At 45.4% G+C, this 20,050-nt stretch carries 18 protein-coding genes; 2 read left to right on the plus strand and 16 right to left on the minus strand.

Translation table 11 applies throughout. The features are described 5' to 3' along the window. The first annotated feature begins 3 nt into the window (after window positions 1-3). Window positions 4-807: an NAD kinase gene (locus tag ABEW32_RS05930; RefSeq protein ID WP_430185608.1), complete on the plus strand. Its 804-nt coding sequence runs from the start codon at window positions 4-6 to the stop codon at window positions 805-807. Window positions 808-944: 137 nt separating this feature from the next. Here the strand turns inward: ABEW32_RS05930 and ABEW32_RS05935 are convergent, their stop codons facing one another. Beyond that, window positions 945-1,850 (minus strand): YutD family protein, encoded by a 906-nt coding sequence (locus tag ABEW32_RS05935; protein ID WP_430185610.1) that lies wholly within the window; start codon window positions 1,848-1,850, stop codon window positions 945-947. 24 nt (window positions 1,851-1,874) lie between these two features. After that, a complete protein-coding gene (gene lipA, locus ABEW32_RS05940; RefSeq protein WP_430185612.1) occupies window positions 1,875-2,777 on the minus strand; it encodes a lipoyl synthase in 903 nt (300 codons plus the stop codon). A 244-nt stretch (window positions 2,778-3,021) separates the two neighbouring features. Between lipA and ABEW32_RS05945 the strand changes: the two genes are divergently transcribed. Then, window positions 3,022-4,128: a M23 family metallopeptidase gene (locus ABEW32_RS05945; protein WP_430185615.1), complete on the plus strand. Its 1,107-nt coding sequence runs from the start codon at window positions 3,022-3,024 to the stop codon at window positions 4,126-4,128. A gap of 43 nt (window positions 4,129-4,171) precedes the next feature. On the opposite strand, the gene yunB is transcribed toward ABEW32_RS05945, so the two are convergent. From yunB to ABEW32_RS06015, 14 genes are all read right to left on the minus strand, one after another. Beyond that, window positions 4,172-4,921 carry a sporulation protein YunB gene (yunB, locus tag ABEW32_RS05950; RefSeq protein ID WP_430185742.1) on the minus strand — a complete coding sequence of 250 codons (750 nt, stop codon included), beginning with the start codon at window positions 4,919-4,921 and terminating at the stop codon, window positions 4,172-4,174. A 189-nt stretch (window positions 4,922-5,110) separates the two neighbouring features. Further along, a complete protein-coding gene (locus ABEW32_RS05955) occupies window positions 5,111-6,043 on the minus strand; it encodes an aldo/keto reductase (protein ID WP_430185617.1) in 933 nt (310 codons plus the stop codon). Between the two features lie 83 nt (window positions 6,044-6,126). Continuing rightward, on the minus strand, window positions 6,127-6,963 hold the full coding sequence (locus ABEW32_RS05960; protein WP_430185619.1) for a carbohydrate ABC transporter permease: 837 nt from the start codon (window positions 6,961-6,963) through the stop codon (window positions 6,127-6,129). 2 nt (window positions 6,964-6,965) lie between these two features. After that, on the minus strand, window positions 6,966-7,868 hold the full coding sequence (locus ABEW32_RS05965) for a carbohydrate ABC transporter permease (protein ID WP_430185622.1): 903 nt from the start codon (window positions 7,866-7,868) through the stop codon (window positions 6,966-6,968). A 32-nt stretch (window positions 7,869-7,900) separates the two neighbouring features. Beyond that, window positions 7,901-9,265, minus strand: coding sequence for an ABC transporter substrate-binding protein (locus tag ABEW32_RS05970; protein WP_430185625.1), 1,365 nt, complete (start codon window positions 9,263-9,265; stop codon window positions 7,901-7,903). A gap of 99 nt (window positions 9,266-9,364) precedes the next feature. Beyond that, a complete protein-coding gene (locus ABEW32_RS05975) occupies window positions 9,365-11,221 on the minus strand; it encodes a sensor histidine kinase (protein ID WP_430185628.1) in 1,857 nt (618 codons plus the stop codon). Window positions 11,222-11,244: 23 nt separating this feature from the next. Further along, window positions 11,245-12,840 carry a response regulator transcription factor gene (locus ABEW32_RS05980; protein WP_430185631.1) on the minus strand — a complete coding sequence of 532 codons (1,596 nt, stop codon included), beginning with the start codon at window positions 12,838-12,840 and terminating at the stop codon, window positions 11,245-11,247. 70 nt (window positions 12,841-12,910) lie between these two features. Beyond that, a complete protein-coding gene (locus tag ABEW32_RS05985; protein ID WP_430185633.1) occupies window positions 12,911-13,600 on the minus strand; it encodes a DNA alkylation repair protein in 690 nt (229 codons plus the stop codon). A 19-nt stretch (window positions 13,601-13,619) separates the two neighbouring features. Continuing rightward, a complete protein-coding gene (locus ABEW32_RS05990) occupies window positions 13,620-14,237 on the minus strand; it encodes a DNA-3-methyladenine glycosylase family protein (RefSeq protein ID WP_430185635.1) in 618 nt (205 codons plus the stop codon). Window positions 14,238-14,296: 59 nt separating this feature from the next. Continuing rightward, window positions 14,297-15,112, minus strand: a complete 816-nt coding sequence (locus tag ABEW32_RS05995) for an SPL family radical SAM protein (protein ID WP_430185637.1) — start codon at window positions 15,110-15,112, stop codon at window positions 14,297-14,299. 14 nt (window positions 15,113-15,126) lie between these two features. Then, window positions 15,127-15,660 carry a methylated-DNA--[protein]-cysteine S-methyltransferase gene (locus tag ABEW32_RS06000; RefSeq protein ID WP_430185639.1) on the minus strand — a complete coding sequence of 178 codons (534 nt, stop codon included), beginning with the start codon at window positions 15,658-15,660 and terminating at the stop codon, window positions 15,127-15,129. Then, window positions 15,641-16,246 carry a bifunctional transcriptional activator/DNA repair enzyme AdaA gene (locus ABEW32_RS06005; RefSeq protein WP_430185641.1) on the minus strand — a complete coding sequence of 202 codons (606 nt, stop codon included), beginning with the start codon at window positions 16,244-16,246 and terminating at the stop codon, window positions 15,641-15,643. Before ABEW32_RS06005 ends, ABEW32_RS06000 begins: the two co-directional genes overlap by 20 nt. Before the next feature lie 154 nt (window positions 16,247-16,400). Beyond that, a complete protein-coding gene (locus tag ABEW32_RS06010) occupies window positions 16,401-17,891 on the minus strand; it encodes an alanine/glycine:cation symporter family protein (protein ID WP_430185643.1) in 1,491 nt (496 codons plus the stop codon). 221 nt (window positions 17,892-18,112) lie between these two features. Further along, window positions 18,113-20,002 carry a beta-glucoside-specific PTS transporter subunit IIABC gene (locus ABEW32_RS06015; RefSeq protein ID WP_430185645.1) on the minus strand — a complete coding sequence of 630 codons (1,890 nt, stop codon included), beginning with the start codon at window positions 20,000-20,002 and terminating at the stop codon, window positions 18,113-18,115. Window positions 20,003-20,050: the final 48 nt, after the last annotated feature.

A 20,050-nucleotide genomic window follows, 5' to 3' on the forward strand; every position in this document is an offset into this window, starting at 1 on the left:
ATCTTGAGATATTATGTTCTGGATCGCGGGGATCAGCACTCCATGGACTTGAGTCAGCAATTTCACCGTCTTGCCCAAGAAAAGAATTTCAAGCTGGATGCCGAGTCGCCGGAAATCGTCGTGTCTATTGGAGGCGATGGTACGATGCTTCATGCGTTCCATACCTTTATTGACCGCATTCCGGATATTGCCTTTGTTGGTGTACATACCGGTCATCTGGGCTTTTACGCGGATTGGCGTGCGGACGAGCTGGAGGAACTAATCCACCTGATGAGCCAAAACGGTTCTGAGGGACCGCTTAACCCGAGAATCGTGAAATATCCACTAATTGAGTTGGAAATTCACAAGAAGTCAGGCAATGCTTCTTTTATTGCCTTAAATGAGTTTACGTTAAAAGGGGTAGATGGCACAGTCGTTGCCCAAGTAGATATTAACGATATCACCTTTGAAATGTTCCGTGGTGATGGCATATGTGTCTCTACACCATCAGGAACGACTGCCTATAATAAGGCACTTGGCGGAGCAATGGTTCACCCTACCATTGAAGCATTGCAATTGACTGAGATCGCCTCCATTAATAACCGTGTATATCGGACACTGGGATCACCACTGCTATTGCCCAAACATCATCATTGTGATATTTTTTCACGGAAAGACCAGCGTCTTTTACTGACAGTAGATCACCTGAACTTTCCTGTGGATGACTTAATCTCTGTTCGATGTCAGGTTGCAAGTCAGAAGATCAGCTTCGCTCGTTACCGTCCTTTTCCATTTTGGGATCGGGTACGCAACGCTTTCCTCAATTAGAATCTGTAAAAGAGCCGAATTCTGGCTCTTTTTTTAATTTGTCAGGAGGGGGATTAGCTCCATTTTAAAATGTACAAAAAGTTGGTCATAGCATTGGCAGCTGTGAACGACTTACAAACAAAACGGCTCCTGAAAATTCAGGAACCGTTTTGTTGTGGAGATGTGAATGTTTTATTTTTTTTGCTACCTTCAGTTCTTTCGACTTTGGCTGGCGGCTGCGTCTGACGCTGCCCCTCGGATTCACGTGAGATACGAACTTGCCGTCCCTCCCGATTTTCCTTTGGTTGGCGATCATTGCGTGGTCCACGCGATTCCTTTTTATCGAAATTCCCTTGCTGATTGCGCTGCCTACGTGGTTCCCGGGCTTGCTGCCCTTCCCCCGGATTTCGTCCATCCTTTGCTTCACGCGGTTCCCTTGGCTGGCGCGAATCACGTGCTTCACGCTGCCGATTTCCTTCACGCCCTTCTCTGGATGGACGACTTTCGCGAGCTTCACGAGGCTGTCGTTCACGTACTTCCTGAACATCCTTCGGTTCCCTACGTTGCAGCTCGCGCGGTTCACGAGCTTCTGAAGACTGCTCCACTCGTGACTCCTCTGTAGCTGTGGAATCCTGCTGTGGTTGTGGCCATTCCGGTTGTCCAGTTGTAGGTTGCGATCCTTCTTGGCGCTCTTGGGATTCTGACATTTCCGCCTGTTCCCTTTGAGCATCTACCAACTGCTGAATGTCGGGAGGAACGAAGTCATCATTGGTGCCATTCTTATTTTCCACTTCACGGCTTTTTTGCAGCACAAAATAGGCACAGCCAAAATTGCAGTATTCATTAATATAATCGTCCAATACCACAATGGATGTATCCTTATTGGCTTTGGGGTGCCCCTCTCGATAAAACCCCTTCAAACGTAGCTGATTGTAACCCCAATCGCCAATAATGTAATCATAGCGATCCAACACTTCACTATATCGATCACGAAAGGCTTCGGGATTCCACCCGTTCTTGTGATCCTGCAACACTTCATAGTTTTTACCACCGATTTGAAACAAGCTATTCTGACCGCCTTTCCCGGATCAAACCTGCGAAAGGGCGCTTTCTTCCTTATGCTGAGCAGCCGACTTCACCTGCTCATGCGCTTGGTAGGAGCTGCGGACCATCGGACCGGATTCGACGTGGCTGAATCCTCGCTGTAATCCCTCTTCCTTTAACTTCGCAAAATCTTCCGGTGGATAATATTTTTGCACGTATAAATGTTTCTCGGACGGCTGCAAGTATTGACCAATTGTCATAATATCACAATCGACTTTACGCAGATCATCCATGGTTTGTAAGATCTCGTCCCACTCTTCTCCGACACCTAACATGATGCTTGATTTCGTTGGGATCGCCGGATTTAATTGCTTTGCACGTTGAAGCAATTCGAGAGAGCGATGGTATTTCGCTTTAGCCCGAACCTTGTCGGACATGCGTTCCACCGTTTCAATATTATGATTCAGAATATCTGGCTTGGCATCCATGACGATTCGTAGCGACTCCACGTCGCCCATAAAGTCGGGAATCAATACTTCTACACTGCAAAAAGGCAATCGGCGGCGAATCGCACGAACCGTTTCTGCAAATATTGTAGCGCCCCCGTCTTTCAAATCATCGCGGGCCACACTGGTTACGACACAGTGTTTTAAATTCATGTTCTCAGCTGCTTCCGCGACCCGTTCAGGCTCCTGCAAGTCCAGTTCCGTAGGCATTCCCGTATTTACTGCGCAAAAACGACACGCACGCGTACAAATATCACCCAAAATCATAAATGTAGCTGTCCTGTTGGCCCAGCATTCATATATATTAGGGCACCGTGCCTCCTCACATACGGTATGTAATGTCTTGGAACGCATCATGCTCTTGATTTCCTGATAGTTATCGCCTGTCGTAAGTTTAATACGAATCCAGTCGGGCTTAGCTTCCTTCACTTTTTTAGACAATGGCATAGACCTTCTTTCTGATAAGCTTAAGCTGTCATTGCCATACATTATAGCATGAAAGCCATGGAAAAACCTCCATTCATTGTTCCCTTTTTGATATGACATTGATGCCGGAAAAAGTAAACTCTTGAGATGGATAAAAGCGGCGGATATGGCTCAATCTAATCAAAAGCGCCCTAATTACGCTTTGATACGGGCCAAGAATTTACCAGGCGTTAAAGCCTGTTATAGGAGGTCGGTTCACGTGTCTTACCCTACGCGGGCAGTCCGCGCTGTTCGTCTGTTATCGCTGCTGTTGTGCGCTACTACACTGACAACGGCCTGTCCGCTTCCTGCTCATGCCTTTGCCGAGCACACAAAGTCCTCGTCAGCCGGAAATAACATGACAGCAAATGCAGATGCTTCACATGCTTCGTCTTCATTGTATACCTCTAGACTTGCCTTATATCACTCCATCGAAGCCCTGACAGGAGTCCCTTGGTACAGATTGGCTGCCATCGACCAGTATGAACGCACACTTACGGTGGCTCATCCCAAGGATCGCAAGCATGCGGAACGGATCATAGGTATTTATGTGACAGGACCAATATGGTCCGGCCTGTTGAACCCTGATTCAGAGGATCAAAATCCCCGTTCCATTGAACTTTTTTCCGGGCTAGGACAAGACGGGTCAGGCGATGGAATTGCTGACCGCAATAATGACAAGGATTTACTGTTCAGCATCGCTTCTTATCTCGGAAAGTATGGAAATAACGGGGATGAATTTGGGATTGCCGTGTGGGAATATTACCATAACAGTCGTGCGGTTCAAAGAATACAGCAGTTTGCCAAGCTGTATCAGACATATGGCAAGCTCGATCTGGTCAGCCAAGCTTTTCCGCTACCTCTAAGCAGCATTTACAGCTACCGCAGCACTTGGGGAAGCCGTCGCAGCTGGGGCGGCTATCGTATACATGAAGGAACTGATCTGTTTGCTGGATACGGAGTTCCGGTTCGCAGTACCTGCTACGGTGTAGTTGAAATGAAGGGCTGGAATCCCTTTGGAGGCTGGCGAATCGGAATTCGTGATCTCCACAACCGCTATCACTACTATGCACATCTTTCCGGCTTTGACAAAACCGTCCACACCGGAGACATCGTTACACCTGGTCAGACGATTGGCTGGGTCGGAAGCTCGGGCTATGGAAAACCGGGTACCCAAGGCAAGTTTCCACCGCATCTGCACTATGGTATATATCGGGACAATGGCTGGACAGATTGGTCCTTTGACCCCTATCCGTTATTAAGACAGTGGGAACAGAGTGAACGTAAAGCGCTCAAATCAGGAAAAACCAAAGGGGCCTCCTCATAGGTCCCTTTGGTTTTTCCTAAGTATCTCACATCGCCCCTCTTCCTTATGGCGTTGGGGACTGGCTGAGAGAATTTGAGTCTTCCTGTATCTCTGGAACACTTTCAATGCTGGAATCTACAGCGCCGCTGCTCTTTATGGAATGGGAAGGCAGAGCCAGCTGCGGAGCGGTTGCACCATTTTTACCGACAGGTTTACCCTGATTGTCATAGTAGTACATCGGCACGTTGCCCACCACCAGTAAATAAGAAACCGGGATTTCCGTCTCCACAATCTGAGGTTGCATCTCAAACGGTATAACCACAGAAACCTCTGTCGTAATCCGAATGTACACTTCCACCAAGATCATATTTATGCCTGCATCCTGCTGACGTGTATTTAAATCCACCTTGATTGCTCCATGCGGCTCCACCTTTAAAGGGACCTTGGGTCCATAAGCTGCCAGCAGTGGACTACCCAATGCCTGCCCAATCGGAACACTTTCATCAAAATGGCTCATGCTATCCATCGTGGCCTTGACTGCTTTGAGCGTGTCTGACGTAATTTTCATATGCTCCGCATAGTTTAGAACAAATCCAGAGGTTCTCCCTTGTGTATCCGTTCTCCATTCAATTAGGTTATCAGCAGTCTTCCCCTGCTCTACCTGCGCAGTAATTGCTGAATTAATAGCCTCTGTCGCCATTTGTTTGACCCGCACTTTGGCCAGATGCATCATGGGTGGCTTCAAATGCTGTTCCACATAAGCAGCCACTTGTACGATTCCTACTAGCAGCGCCAATGCCACAATGAGCCACATCCTGCGTCTACCACGTCGCCTTCTGTTCGGTCTGCTGTGCCATTGCGGTTTTCTATTCATTCTGATCCCCCCGCAGCGATGAGCTTACTTTACAAGGATATGCCGCAAATAAACGAAAAAGAAGCCGCCCGTCCGGCAGCTCCTCTTGGGGGTAAACATATATAATTTCAACTGCGATTCAACTCAAACTCATTTGAAAATGTGGTCAATCTTTTCGATATCGGCCTGACTCAGCTGAACGTCCAATGTTTTCAGATTCGCCAGAACCTGCTCCGGTCCCTTCGCGCCTGGAATGAGGGCATCGATCGAATCGCGGGTCAAATACCATGCAAGCACCACATGCGCAATCTCTGCATTCAATGCATTGGCAATCTCACGTACCTGCTCCACTTTGTCCAGATTACGTGCAAAGGCATCTCCCTGGAACAAAGGATCCTTCGCTCTGATGTCCGTGAAGGTCATGTCTTTCGTATACTTACCACCTAACAGTCCCGAAGCTAGTGGGAAATAAGGCACAAATGAAATACCATTTTCCTTGGTATACGGCAGCAGATCCTTCTCGGCTTCCCGTTGAAACAAATTATAGTGGGATTGAAGCACATCTACATAGCCGTCACTATTCGCATCCTTAAGTTGTTCAATGGAAAAGTTAGATACACCGATAGCTTTAATTTTGCCTTCGTCCTTGAGCTTCTTCAATTCTCCGACTGCTTCTGCCTTCGGCGTAGCTTCATCTGGGAAATGGATATAGAACAGATCAATATAATCTGTTTGTAATCTTTTCAGACTGGATTCGACGGATTCACGTAAAAAAGCAGGCGAGTTGTCAAAAACAACCTCTCCGTTTACAAATTTATGTGCCCCCTTGGTCGCAAGGACAGCTTCCTCACGCTGGCCGCGCTCTTTAAGCACCTCACCGATCAACCGCTCTGAGTGCTCAGGCCCATAAATAAAAGCTGTATCCAGAAAATTGATGCCGTTATCCAAAGCTGTGCGAACGACTTCTTTGCCCGTTTCATCGTTCAAACCGGAAAAAAGATTATGTCCTCCTACCTTATTCGCACCCAAACCGATTGGTTTTACATAAAGATCAGTTTTGCCAATACGCACTTGCTCTGCCAATTCACGTCATCTCCTTTTCGAAAGTTACTTCCATTTTATTATTAAATTCCAAAAAAAGCAAAGTGCGTACCTGGCTGCTGTTCTTATCCCTTGATCCCCGTTAAGGCAATGCCTTCCATAAAATATTTCTGTCCTATGGCAAAAAGAATGATAGCCGGCAACACGACAATTAAAGAAGCGGCCATCAGAACACCCCATTGCGCTGAATATATTCCCTGAAACTGCTGTAGCCCAATCGCCAACGTAAATTTGCTTTCATCATTAAGATAAACGAGCGGCCCCATAAAATCATTCCATGTGTTCAAAAATGTAAACAATCCGATGACTAAAATCGCGGACCGGGACAAAGGTAAAATAATGCGAGTAAAGATAGTAAAATGGTTGCCCCCATCCACAAATACAGCTTCATCCAGCTCTCGCGGAAGAGTCATATAAAATTGTCTGAGCAAAAAGATATTAAAAACGCCTCCACCAAAAAACGAAGGTAACACCAATGGAACATACGAATTAACCATGCCTAACGCCTGCCAACCAATAAAAGTCGGAATTAGCGTGACCGCAAACGGCAGCATCATGCTGCTTAACAACACGGCAAATACCTTATCTCTTCCATTCCATCTCATTCGCGCAAAGCTATAGGCAGAAATAGTACTCGACAGAAGTACACCGGCTAAAGTACCTGCTACGACGATAAATGTATTTACAAAATAGCGACCAAACGATAGCTCTTCAAACGGCTGCAAAAAATTTTCAAGTACAAATGGCTCCGGAATCCATTTCGGCGGGATTAAAAAAATCTGACTTAAATCCATCATGGAGCTTCTCACCAGCCAGTAAAAAGGAAACATGCAAAAAAGTGACCCCACAATGAGCACCGTATAGAGTAAAATCCTGCCCCAACTCAAACCACGGCTTTTCATCCTCATGCCCCCCCGCCTTCGTAGTACACCCATTTTCGGGCTGTCTTGAATAGAAAGGCAGTGAAGATCAAAACTACAATAAAGAGCACCCATGCAATCGCACAGGCATAACCCATATTCGAAAAAGTAAATGCCTCGCGGAATAAATAAAACGTGTAGAACAAGCTGGAATTGTTAGGTCCGCCCTGAGTCATGACGTAAGGCTGGACAAATACCTGAAATCCACCGATGAAGCCCATAATCGTATTAAAGAAAATAGTGGGCGATGTCAACGGTATCGTAATATAAACAAGCTTATGAAGAGCGTTCCCACCGTCAATTTCAATGGCTTCATAATAGTGCCTAGGTATGTCTTGTAGGCCAGCCAAAAAAATAATCATAGTCCCCCCAACGGTCCACAAACTCATTAAAACCAGTGTAGGAACTACCGACCCTTCACTATAAATCCATTGACTTTCCGGCAAATGCAGCGTGCGCAGCACCACATTCAGCAAGCCAAGATCCGGATCAAACAGCCACATCCAGATCATAGACGATGCGATGAGCGGCACAATCGTAGGTAGATAAAAAACGGTCCTAAAAAAAGCCAACCCCTTTACCTTTTGATTGAGCAATATGGCCAAAAAGAAAGCCACAATAATTTGTAGGGGCACACTCAGAAACACATAATAAAACGTAACCCCAAGGGATTTATAAAAAAATTGATCTGTACCATCAAATAAGTGGACGTAATTATCCAGACCAATAAAATGGGCCTGTGAAGCAACCTTGTAATCGGTAAGACTGAACCAGAGACTAGCGAACATCGGTCCCAGCACAAAGATGACAAAGCCGAGAATAGCAGGGGCGGCGAAAAGCCACCCCAACCCATTTTCCCTCTTACGAATCGAAGATAACGATTGCATTCTATCCCTCACTTTCTGTCACTGCCTTCACCTTATTCTTTCGGGTATGTCCCCCTAAATTCAGCATTCGCCTTGGCGGAAACCTCCTTAAATGCTTGCTCCACCGTTTTCTTGCCCAGCCATACTTGATCCAGCGCCGGGTTAATAATCGCATTGATTTTTTCCGAATTTTTCAGATAGTAGTCATAAGAATTGACACCGTTATGCAGCGTTTGGTTCATGACAGCATCACGATATCCGTCAGCATGGCCTGGCTTGACATCTGCCCATTTGCTAATCAAGTCTGGTTCGGTGTACCACTTTTTCATGACAGGCATCCACAATCCGCTGGAATGCATGTCAAGCCCGCTTTCAGCATCCAGCAAGAATTTATAAAACATCCATGCTTCTTTCGGATGTTTGGTTTTGGCAGAGATCACTTCCGGTTCGCCAAACAAGATCGTTTTGCTGCTTTTCAGTTTGGGTAATACGCCCACACCAAAATTCACCTTTGATTCTCCAAGATCCAATTGGACCCACTGCCCATCCAGATCCATTGCTACACGTTTGCTTTGCAATGCTACGGCCGGAGAAGGGATATTTTTGGACTGCGTGGGTGACGGCGCCACATGATACTTGTTGATCAGATCCGCCATCTTTTGCACGGCTTCAATCACATCAGGGTTTTCAAGATTAAGCGAGTCCCCTTTGTCTGAAATAACGCTTGCGTTGTTGGAAGGAACTAGCAGATGCCATATCCATGTGTCAAACCGAACTCCATACTGTTTGATGTTACTTGCATCGAAATTAGGGCTGAGCGCATTATTTCCCGCTTTATCGATGGTGAGCTTTTGTGCTGTCTCTAAGAACTGTTCCCATGTCCAAGCCTCTTCAGCTTTGACTGGCGGCAAGGCAACACCAGCCTCATCAAACAAATCCTTGTTGTAATAAAGCGCAAAGGCTTCCTCAGTCACCTTGATCCCTGCCACTTTATCCTTATCCCAATAGATGACTGAATTAGGAATGAGACTCTCCTTCGTTAGCTCCTTATCCTCCTTCAAAAATTCATTTAAATTATATAGTTTGCCTTGTTCAGCCCATTGCAGAGCCTGTGCTTTATAAATAGGAAATACATCTGGTGCCTGATTGGCGGCAAACATCGTCGTTAATTTGGTGACGTAATCCCCGGGGATGTGCATATAGTTGATTTTGATCCACGGATATTTGTCTGTGAATTTTTTGGCAATCTCCTGTTGAACCTTCTTCTCATTGGTGCTCCCCCAACTGGCATAGGTCAGTGTCACTTGCTCGTGCCCTTGTAAATCTACCGGCTTACTGCTGCTCTCATTTGAACTACAGGCTGACATCAGTCCAACGACCAAGCACATGCAGACGATCCATAACTTTCGTTTTAACATGAGTAACGCCCCCAAACCGTTTATTTTTTTATCTTTTCGTTTGTTGCTTCGTCACTAAATTTATTCTAGCAAACGCTTACATTTTTAATAGTCGTACTCTCATTGGATTGGTGTCATTTGATTAGATCTATGCATTTCTCCGATTCGGATCAGGACAAATGTCCCTTTATCTTCTGGTGAGTGGAGCGCAACCCCATATTCCATCCCATATAACAGCCGTACTCTTCTGTCTACATTTTTAATGCCCGTTGACCGGATTTCTCCAGCTTGAATGCGGCGTATATGATCTTCTTGAATTCCTAATCCATTATCCTCGACTTTAAAACACACCAATTGCTTTTCGACCCAGGCTGTGATCTTAATCCGACCACCTGATTCCATTTCGGCGAATCCGTGAATAATTGAATTCTCCACAAAAGGCTGCAAGAAGAGTTTGGGAACCTCCATCTGAAGTAAAATGGGATCAATATCATACTCCACTGTGAACTTGTTCTCAAAGCGATTTTGCATAATATAAATGTATTTTTCCAGCCAATTCAGATCGGTTTCCAGGCTCCAGGTCTCGTTTTTGTTTCGAGTCGTAATTTGCAGCATTTCCGCCAGACTAATGATCAATCGGCCCAATTCCTGTTGTTTATGTTCTAGTGCGATCCAATACATTGTCGTTAAGGTGTTATACAAAAAGTGGGGGTTAAGCTGTAAATTAAGTGCCATTAATTCCGACTCTTTGGCTCGCAGACGTGATTTGTAATTTTCTTCGATCAAATCTTTAATTTTCTCATTCATTTGATTAAATCGGATCACCAGGTCCCCCAATTCATCATAGCCGCGTTCAGGAATTCGAATATCAAAATGTCCCTTCTCCATTACCTTCATTGCCTGTTTCATATCCGTGATGGGCTTACTGATGTATACCGACAGCAAATAAGCAAGGATGACAGCAATGAGCATCATAAAGCCTAAAAAGAACAAGGTGTAGGTACGAATCGTAGACAAATGCCCCAGTACATCTTCCATGGGAATGGCTATATATGATACCCAGCCCGTTGTCTTCATCGCTTCGTAAACCAGTAGTATACTTTGCCCCTTCACGTTTACCATTTTTGTCCCTTGTTCCGAAGTAATGGCATTCTTTAGCCAATCCGCCACGGGCTCCCCCGCTTTTTGCTGTCGATCTGAGCTCATGACTATCCCGTTGTTATCGTGAATCATACCGTAGGATAGATGTGCAAATCCGCTGCGGGCTGCATAATCTTCAAAACCGTCCTTTAACAAATCAGGCCGGAAATTCAATATAAGTATAGGCTTTTCCCTTCCTTCAGGAAGCGTATGGAAGGTTCCAACATCATCTAATGCGGTCAAATGAAGCTGCTTCACCACAGCAAATAAAGAACTAAAATCATAGGAACCTTGTTTTAAATCCTGCTGATGAAAGGTGTCGGCATACGAATAGGCAGGAATCCACCTGGTAGCCCCCTCGGCTTGTACCGCCGTTGTCGCCAAAGGAGAAGAATAGAACGGCAGAACGGGAATATACATGCGCTCTGTACTTCCGTATGCATACTTTTGCGTCATAATCTGAGAAGCGTACACTTCCTCCATATTGCCAAAGTATCTGTACAAAATTTTCGTAATGCTCCGATCAGCTCGTAAAAGCGATGAAGAATCCGTAGTATCCACGTCTGTAATGGTCTGTAAAAGATCATGATCAATTGGAATCATATCCACAGTTTTTTGAATAGCTATCAACTTGTTATCCAGCAGCTGGTTATTACTACGCAATACACTTGTAACGCTATCTGTTACGTTTGCAGTAATATTCCGCGCACTGGTTTCGAAGTAGACAAAGCCCAGGATCAAAACGATAAAACCAGACAACAAAAAATAGGACAGCATCAACTTCGTACGAAAGCTACTGTCCAAAAATTTTTGATATATATATTTGACTTGGCGCATTGTATCTTCCTTTCACCTAACGATTAAATGAATTTCCTGCGAAACTCCTCGGGTGTGTGCATTACGTTTTTTTTGAACACTTTAAAGAAGTACTTGATATCTTTATAACCAACCTGTCTACTAATTTCTACGACCTTGGCATCTGTATGCAGCAGTAAGTGCTGAGCCTTTTGCATTCTCAGCTTCACCATATATTCCGTGAACGAAAGCCCAAAATAGTTTTTGAACAGAATGCTAAAATAGGACGCATTATAGTGAAAGCGCCGGGCGACAATCTCCAGACTTAGGTCTTCATGTAGATGTGCATCCAGAAATTCCTTGCATTTTTTCATAATGGATTCACCTTTGGAGCTGCCGTCAAGCTCAAGAATCAGCCCTTTTAACCATGCTGTAATACAATCTTCAAGATGCGAAAGACATGGGGTCTCTTCGACAGCTCGGTTCAACTGTTCCGAGTAACGTGAGAAGACTTCCTCACTCCACCCTATATTTAACCGTGGTAAACGAACCAGCAGCAGGTGTGTCAATTTAGCTTTAAGTGCATCAGGTGGGGGATACCCTTGTGTCATTCGTCCAATGAAATGGTGCACCTCGTCCAATAGCTGATTAAGTTCTCCATTGGAGATAGCGCTTTCAATGGATTTCAGAAAAACCATTTGTTCGTGAGTGCTCACTTCCTGTACCGGCTGTTCATCGTCTGAAACGACAAGGTTCAGACATCTGATATGAGGCGTATAAAAACGCATGGAGATAAGGCGTGCGGCCTTTTCGTGAGATTGGCTTAATTGCATTTCATCAAAACCAAAAGGCTGACCCCAAGCAAACCAAATAGGGATAGCTTGCTGCTGCTCCACCTTTTTCAGTCCAGCTTGAAGTGTGCTTTTGGCCTCTCTGCCTTCAGCCCTATCCCTCCAATTCACCACAGCGATCACGTGGTCTTTATCAGTTTCAAGAGGGAACACGACAGAAGCTGCCCACGGCCGCAATATTTCAACCACCGTGTTTCGTAGCTTAGAATTCCACGCATATATATCCTCCGGGCGGGATGCAGATGCCCCTAATGCGAGGACCTCTCCTACCCCCTGCCATCCAAAGTGACTCTTTAATAAGCTTTTCTCGTTAGGCTGTAACTTGTCTGTCACGCATCTGCTAAACAAATGCTCCACAAAGGCAGGCATACTCTGCTCGATCTGATTTAGCGCTGTTCGATTTTCACCGAGTGCTCCCTGCTCTTCTACAATGATCTTCTCCATTTGTTGAATCACTTCAACAAGCTGCTGTGATTGCACCGGTTTCACCAAATAATCATTCGCTCCGTACCGTACCGCCTGCTGTGCATAGCTAAACTCCTGGTAGACTGTCACTAAAATAACTTTGGTCTCATGCTGACCCGATGTTCTCAATTGTTGAAGATATTCAATTCCATTCATAATCGGCATTTGAATATCTGTAAAAACGATCTGGATCGGTTGGGATAACGAAATGGTCAAAGCATCTTTTCCGTTCTTGGCTTCCCATACCTCGTATTCTGGACGTAAATCCCGGACCATGGCAGCCAACCCACGACGCTGTCTAGCTTCATCATCTACAACAAGCACTCCCAGCGGGATCGAATTCACAGACTCCCCTCCTGTCGGTCTTATACACGGATGTTTTTTTCAGTATAACACTTACAGGCGGGGACTCCTCCTATTTTCTTTTTCGCTTCATACTACGAATGGTTGTTTTTGTGGCCTGATCCACCCGGTATGATTCTGTGATTTTTTGCAGAGCTTTATTGAAAGTAAAATCGTCTAATGTATTATGACTTAAATACGCCGTTGTTACCTCGGGCAGCTTGATATAACAGATAGATATCGCCCATGCTACCGCCATTTGTACATAATAATCTTCCCGATGGGTCTGATCTAGCAAAGCAAGCACCCGGTTAATATACTGTTCCTCAATATAAAAATTCAGCAGCATAACCACCCCAAACCGAATCTCATATTCTTTCTTAGAAAACAGATAGGGCTGAATAAAATCCCATACTCTTTCTTTATGTTGCTTCGTAACTTTCAATCCGGCACAGAAACTGTCACATACGGACCAATTATCAATTTTAGGAACAAACTTGGCGGTATAACTCAAAACTTCCTCAATATCTGCTTTTACAGAACCAATTACCATACCTTGCAGCATCACTTCTTCAAAGTGTTCACTTTCAGCGGTCTCCAGATAGAGACGCCAATCTCCTTTGGCAATATTTTGAGCCAGCTTACGCAGCACTGGCAGACGCACACCCAGCACATTATTAATCGTTGGAAGCAATGCAGCTGTAAATTTCTGAAAATCTGTATCCACATGTGACAATATCTGTTCTCTGATGGTCTTCTCCATATTTTCCACTCCCTGTTTGTTAACGAAATGAAATGCTCCACAAATAAATGGAGGCCACTGAACCATAGGGTGAATAAACCCGGCGATATTCCTCAAATTGCTGTTTGGTCAATGTATCTAAATGGTACAGCTTCATCATTCCCCGCCGAATAGCCATATCGCCCCAACTGACGACGTCTGGACGTTCCATGCAATTAATCAGCATCATTTCAGCCGTCCAAGGCCCTATCCCTTGCAGCGAGGATAATTTCTGGATCACCTGTGTATCGGAAAGCTCATACAACTCCTGTAAATCCAACGCTCCCTGCTCAATCGTTTGGGCTATATTCAGGATACATGCTGCCTTTTTCATGGTGATGCCACAGTTTTGAATGTCCTGAGCTGTCTGAACGGCTATGTTTTGTGGAGTGATCGCTCCTAATTTCTGTTGCATCCTTGTCCATATGGTCTGAACCGCCTTGGCGGAAATAAGCTGCCCCACAATCGCATGAACAAGCGCTGCAAACAGGTCGGGGATGATTACGCGTTCTACCTTGCCCATTTGCGTTATAGCTGTACCAAGTACAGTATCTACCGTCTTCAGGTAGTTGATTTCCTTTTCACCATAGTCAAAGTTTTTGGTCATTACCATTTCCATTGCTTCTTCCGCCCCCTTGTAAGGTGAACTCTTCATTTAATGGCATAGTTGCTTACATATCAGGGTTCGAATCCTTCTTTGCTCACATAGAGCTGTTCTTTCGGAAAGACTTGAAGAAAACGCTCATAAACCACCTTATATGCAGCAGGGTGATACCATTCTTCCAGCCCCAATAACTCGTACAGCGCACCCATTTTCAAGCTACGCGTCCGCCTTCCCCCGCTGCCGTCTCCCATAAAATAATCATCTATACAGACGCGGTTGACCAAAGGCATGAGCTTGTCTGCAAAATGCTCACTGCTTGGCAGCATCGGAGCAATGGTAGCTTGCGTCGGTACACCTGCCTCTTTTAAAAGTTGCAGCGTTTGGAGACGAGCCTGAATGGGAGGTGCTTCCGGGGTGAAATGTTTGCGTATATCCTCGCGGTCTGTTTCTACCGTGATGCTCACACGTACACGTTCTTTCAATTGAAGCAATAAATCAATATCCCGTCGTACAAGCGGACTACGCGTCTGTACAAAGAGAAAATCCGGCGGATCTTCCACCATCACTTCTAGCAGAGATCGGGTCACCTCTTCTTTGTACTCGGCCGGCTGGTAAGGATCTGTGCTTGACGACATAAAAATCGTGACTTTACCCTTGGATTTGGCCCTGCGAAGCTCCTTGCGAAGAATATCTGCCGCCTCTTTCTTAATATCAACCCATGTTCCCCAAGCTTCCTTCCGAAACGTAGAGACTGGCAATTGGCGTACATAACAATACGAGCACCCAAAGGTACAGCCGGTATACGGGTTCAACGAGTGTGTATACCCTGACAAGAAGCCGGTCCCTTTATTCAAAAGAGTCTTGGGGGATTTGTAATACTCATTTTTCATACCTGACCTCACTACTATATTGGTTTGTGTGTGCGATTCTTTTCAAGCTGCAAAAGCTTCACCTTCATGTCCAGACCTCCACGATACCCAGTTAAAGCTCCATTCTTACCAATGACCCGGTGACAAGGGATGGTGACCAAAATCGGATTAGCACCGATAGCGGTACCTACCGCACGAACAGAGTTCGGTTTTTGAATCACGTTGGCAATGTCTGAATAGGATTGTGTCTCCCCATACGGAATATTACGCAGCGCGTTCCATACAGCCATTTGAAATGCAGTTCCATGAAAGTCAAAGGGGAATGTAAAATGTGTGCGCTCCCCTTGGAAATATTCAATCAACTCCTTGGCATAGAGCTGTAAAATGGTATCCTCTTCAACTAAAGGACTGCCGGGAAATCGACTTCCTGCCCATACAATCAATTCCTCAACAGTTTGATTAAGCGAACCAACATAACATAATCCTTCCGATGTAGCTGCAATGTATAAATTCCAATCCTCATGTGCCAATAATGACCAATAGATCGTTTTATTCATTTGATATACCATGCTGTGTATCTCCTTTTTGAGTTGCTATGGATTCGAGTTGGCGGTACTGGAGCGGGGTGTAGCCTGTATTCTTTTTAAATAACGTAATGAAGTAAGGTGTATTGGTCAGACCTACGTTCTCCCCCACTTCCGCTACAGATTGATGCGAGCAAATAAGCAGCTTCTTCGCTTGTTTCAACCTCGTACGCTGTATATATTCCATCGGAGTTACATGCATGATTCGCTTGAAGGTACGATGTAAATGATACGGACTTCCATGACTGATCTCTGCCAGGACGTGCAATGTCAAGTCCTTCATATAATTCGAATCTACGTATTCTGTAACTCCTGCGATCCAGTCATGATCAGGCAATCGTTGTCCTGTCGGTTTACATCTTTTGCATGGACGAAAATGCTCAGCCAAAGCTTGCTCTGCTGATATGAATAAACGAATGTTCTCTCTTTTAGGAGGGCGGGATTTGCAGGAGGGGCGACAAAATATTTTCGTTGTCTTCACAGCATACAAAAATACCCCGTCATAAGACTTGTCGTTTTCTACAATAGCTCTCCACTTCTCATCTGTTATGCATAAATCGGATGTGCTCATGTTAATCCCCTCTCTTGTGCAACATACCCTTCCTCGCACCTAAATTATAAACTAAATTGTGAACATATGTACCCCTCTTGGAATGTAAAGGCAAGATAACGAAAAAAAGATGACTCCACAAGGAGCCATCTTTAAATGTAGTAATCTATCTTATTTAGGCTTGAAGCTTATCCGGTTTAACCGTGATCGTCAACTCATCTGAAGAAAGCTGATATTCCCGTGACCAATAATCTGCATTTGAAATTCCCGCCTGTTTCGGATCAAATACCGGGTCTAGCCCTTGCCCCCGCTGCTGCTCGTAATCCTTGAGCACGAGAAGCGCAGGCTTGGCCAGGAGGATCATAGCAATCAGATTGACCCAAAGCATAATACCGACGCCCATATCCCCTAGTGTCCACGCCAAGGCCGATTCTTTGACGACCGTTCCATAAAACGTCGAGCCCAGAATCACCAACTTTAACAGGAACATAGGCCATTTGGCTTTACGGTCGGCAACCAGGTAAGCCATATTCGTTTCAGCGATGTAATAATACGCAATAATGGTGGTAAATGCGAAAAAGAACAAGGTTATGGACAAGAGACTCGAGCCAAAACCCGGGAATACCGATTCAATAGCAGCCTGTGTATATTGGGTTCCTTCTTCAACACCCGGGAGATGCTGCACAATATAACCCCCATCTGGTCCCTTCACGTTGTACATACCTGTAAACAAAACCATAAAAGCCGTAGACGTACAGACTAAAAAAGTATCTACATATACGGAAAAGGCCTGAACGAGCCCCTGTTTTGCCGGATGGGACACTTCTGCGGCGGCGGCTGGATGTGCACCAGAGCCTTGTCCCGCTTCATTAGAATAAATGCCTCGTTTTACACCCCAAGCAATGGCTGTCCCTGCTATACCGCCGAACACTGAATCTACACCAAAAGCACTGCGAAAGATCAGGGCAAATACCTCGGGAAGCGCAGTAATGTTCGTTATCATAATATAGAAAGAGACAAGGATGTAGCCCAGTGCCATAAACGGTATGACAACCTGAGCCACATTGGCAATTCTTTTTACACCGCCAAAAATGATAAGCGCCAGCAACACGACTACTAATATCCCAGAAACCTTCATATCCATACCAAACGAACTATGAAAGGCTACGGCGATGGAGTTCGATTGAGTTCCCGGCATCAACAAACACATAGCGACCAACGCTACTACCGCAAAAATAATGGCAAACCATTTTAAGCCTGTTCCTTTTTCAATATAAAAAGCCGGGCCGCCTCGGTACTGACCATCACGCTTTACCTTATATACCTGAGCCAGTGTAGATTCAACAAACGCAGTGGCCGACCCGATAAAGGCCATGACCCACATCCAAAATATCGCCCCAGGCCCCCCCATACCGACTGCCAATGCAATCCCAGCAATGTTCCCCGTCCCTACACGTCCCGATAGCGCCATCGTAAAGGCTTGAAAAGAAGAAACGCCTGCCTCTGAGCTTTTTCCTTTAAAGACGAGGCGAATCATCTCTTTGAAATGCCTGATTTGTAAAAATCGAGTCATGATCGAAAATAATAGCCCCACGCCCAAACAGACATATACCACTGGATTGCTCCAAATGACGCCATTTACTGCCTCTGCCCACTTCTCTAACATTCCTTGCATTTCCCCCTGATCCATCAATTCATCTAGTCTGTGTTTTCAGAAAATTTGCATAATTACAAAAAATTATAGATTAGTTTTCACAACCGTACAAGCTAATTTAATTGACATATTGTCAATTACAAATAGACGTATTCGCTACATCATAAGACGACAAAAAAGCTCTGATGATCCGTGAATGTGGATCATCAGAGCTTGGTCCTTACTTAAGATATTCAGGCGTTGCCTGCTTGCTCATTTGGAGCGCTAGACAATTTCAACAACGGTGCCTGCTCCGCTACCTGCCCTTGAGGGATGGGGAGGATTTCCGTATATTCAGAAGTATTTGTGATGATAACTGGCGTAATCGTAGGATAACCCTCTGCCTTGATCTGCTCTACATCAAATTCGAGTAGCAGATCTCCTGCCTTTACTTGATCGCCTTCTTTGATATAGGAAGTAAAATGCTTACCGTCCAGCTTAACCGTATCTACTCCGACGTGAATTAGAACTTCTGCACCATGATGCGAAACCACTGCTAGCGCATGCTTTTTCTTGAACGCTACAGTAATGGTTCCGTCGAACGGAGCTACGACTCTGCCTGTTGTCGGCTGGATGGCGATACCTTTACCCATAGCTTCCGAAGCAAACGCAGGATCGGGAACCTCCGACAGAGCGACCACCGTTCCTTCAATCGGGCTTAATACCTCTTCATTAGAAACGGCAACCGTAGAAGTCGATTCTTTAGCCGAATGGTCAGTGGTTTCTTCCTCTTCAACTGGATCTTCGAAACCTAAAATATAAGTCAAGATGGCCGAAACCAAGAATGAAACAGTAATCCCTAGAATCAATCCCGGGAAGCCTTGTCCGCCTGGACCGTAAAAGATCGGCAAGGTCAGCAATCCAGGTGCGCCGGAGGCGAATGCTTGCGTCCCCGCTTGGCCGATAATGGCACCACCGATAGCACCACCGATTATACCTGCAATAAACGGACGTTTCAGCGGCAGCGTAACCCCATAGACCGCTGGTTCTGTGATACCAAACAACGCAGTAAGTGTAGCGGAACCCGCCAGCGTTTTCAGCTTTTTATTTTTCGTTTTCAGCATGACGCCAAACGCTGCGCCGGTTTGAGCAAAGACGGAAGCCGAAGCAGCAGGCTTAATGCCATCCCGGCCGTTAACAGCAATGTTATTAATAAATACAGGTATAAGACCCCAGTGAACACCGAAAATAACGAGCAGCTGCCAGCAGGCACCAAGGATTGCTCCAGCGAGCAGCGGACTAAAGCTGAACGCAGCAACGAGTGCGGTAGCGATTGCGTTGCCCACATACACTCCGACTGGACCAAAGACCATCAGAGTCAGTGGAAGCATAACTACAAGTAGAATTAAAGGTGTAATAAAGTTTTTGACGCTCTCATGAATCACGCGATTGCACCATTTTTCCAGCTTACTCATGACGATAACGGCTAAAATAATTGGAATAACGGTAGACGAATAACTCATCATCACGACGGGAATCCCGAAGAAATCGGTAGGCGTGCCTTCCGTTTTCAGCGTGACAATGGTTGGGTAAAGCAGCCCTCCGGCAATGGTCAGAGCAACGAAGATGTTACCTCCGAATTTCCGTGCCGTTGTAACCGCTAACAAGAGAGGCAGGAAATAAAACAAGCTGTCGGCCGCAGCATACAAAATTATATAGGTCGTGTCCTTCGGCACCAACCAGCCGAGGTTGCTCGCAATCAGCAGCAGGCCTTTCAAAATACCAGAACCCGCCATAACTCCGAGCAATGGTGCAAAAATGCTGGAAATTACGTCGATGACAGCGCCAAATCCTTTTTTGCCTTTAGCTGAATTCTCTTCTTTTCCAGTTTCATTTAAAATGTTGGATACTTTGCCGATGGCACTATATACTTCTGGTACTTTGTTGCCGACCACAACCTGGAACTGGCCACCGCTCTGCTTGACCGTAATAATTCCATCGGTTTTCTCCAGCTTTGCCTTGTCTGCTTTCGCATCATCTTTTAGCACAAAACGCAGGCGGGTGGCGCAGTGTACGAGCGATACTACATTTTTTTCACCGCCTACCAGGTGCACAATTTCTTTAGCTAGTTTTTCATAACTCATGATGGACACCTCCATGTTCTAAGGGGCTTTTTACATATTTAGGCACAC

Source organism: Paenibacillus jamilae (assembly GCF_050482105.1).
GTDB lineage: Bacteria > Bacillota > Bacilli > Paenibacillales > Paenibacillaceae > Paenibacillus > Paenibacillus jamilae_B.

Coding starts and splice junctions, on each gene's coding strand:
- ABEW32_RS06000 (WP_430185639.1), bottom strand. CDS start 15,660: ATGGTATATCAAATGAATAAAACGATCTATTGGTCATTATTGGCACAT.
- ABEW32_RS05970 (WP_430185625.1), bottom strand. CDS start 9,265: ATGTTAAAACGAAAGTTATGGATCGTCTGCATGTGCTTGGTCGTTGGA.
- ABEW32_RS05975 (WP_430185628.1), bottom strand. CDS start 11,221: ATGCGCCAAGTCAAATATATATATCAAAAATTTTTGGACAGTAGCTTT.
- yunB (WP_430185742.1), bottom strand. CDS start 4,921: ATGTGGCTCATTGTGGCATTGGCGCTGCTAGTAGGAATCGTACAAGTG.
- ABEW32_RS06005 (WP_430185641.1), bottom strand. CDS start 16,246: ATGAGCACATCCGATTTATGCATAACAGATGAGAAGTGGAGAGCTATT.
- ABEW32_RS05960 (WP_430185619.1), bottom strand. CDS start 6,963: ATGAAAAGCCGTGGTTTGAGTTGGGGCAGGATTTTACTCTATACGGTG.
- ABEW32_RS05990 (WP_430185635.1), bottom strand. CDS start 14,237: ATGGAAATGGTAATGACCAAAAACTTTGACTATGGTGAAAAGGAAATC.
- ABEW32_RS05995 (WP_430185637.1), bottom strand. CDS start 15,112: ATGAAAAATGAGTATTACAAATCCCCCAAGACTCTTTTGAATAAAGGG.
- ABEW32_RS06015 (WP_430185645.1), bottom strand. CDS start 20,002: ATGAGTTATGAAAAACTAGCTAAAGAAATTGTGCACCTGGTAGGCGGT.
- ABEW32_RS06010 (WP_430185643.1), bottom strand. CDS start 17,891: ATGTTAGAGAAGTGGGCAGAGGCAGTAAATGGCGTCATTTGGAGCAAT.
- ABEW32_RS05985 (WP_430185633.1), bottom strand. CDS start 13,600: ATGGAGAAGACCATCAGAGAACAGATATTGTCACATGTGGATACAGAT.
- ABEW32_RS05965 (WP_430185622.1), bottom strand. CDS start 7,868: ATGCAATCGTTATCTTCGATTCGTAAGAGGGAAAATGGGTTGGGGTGG.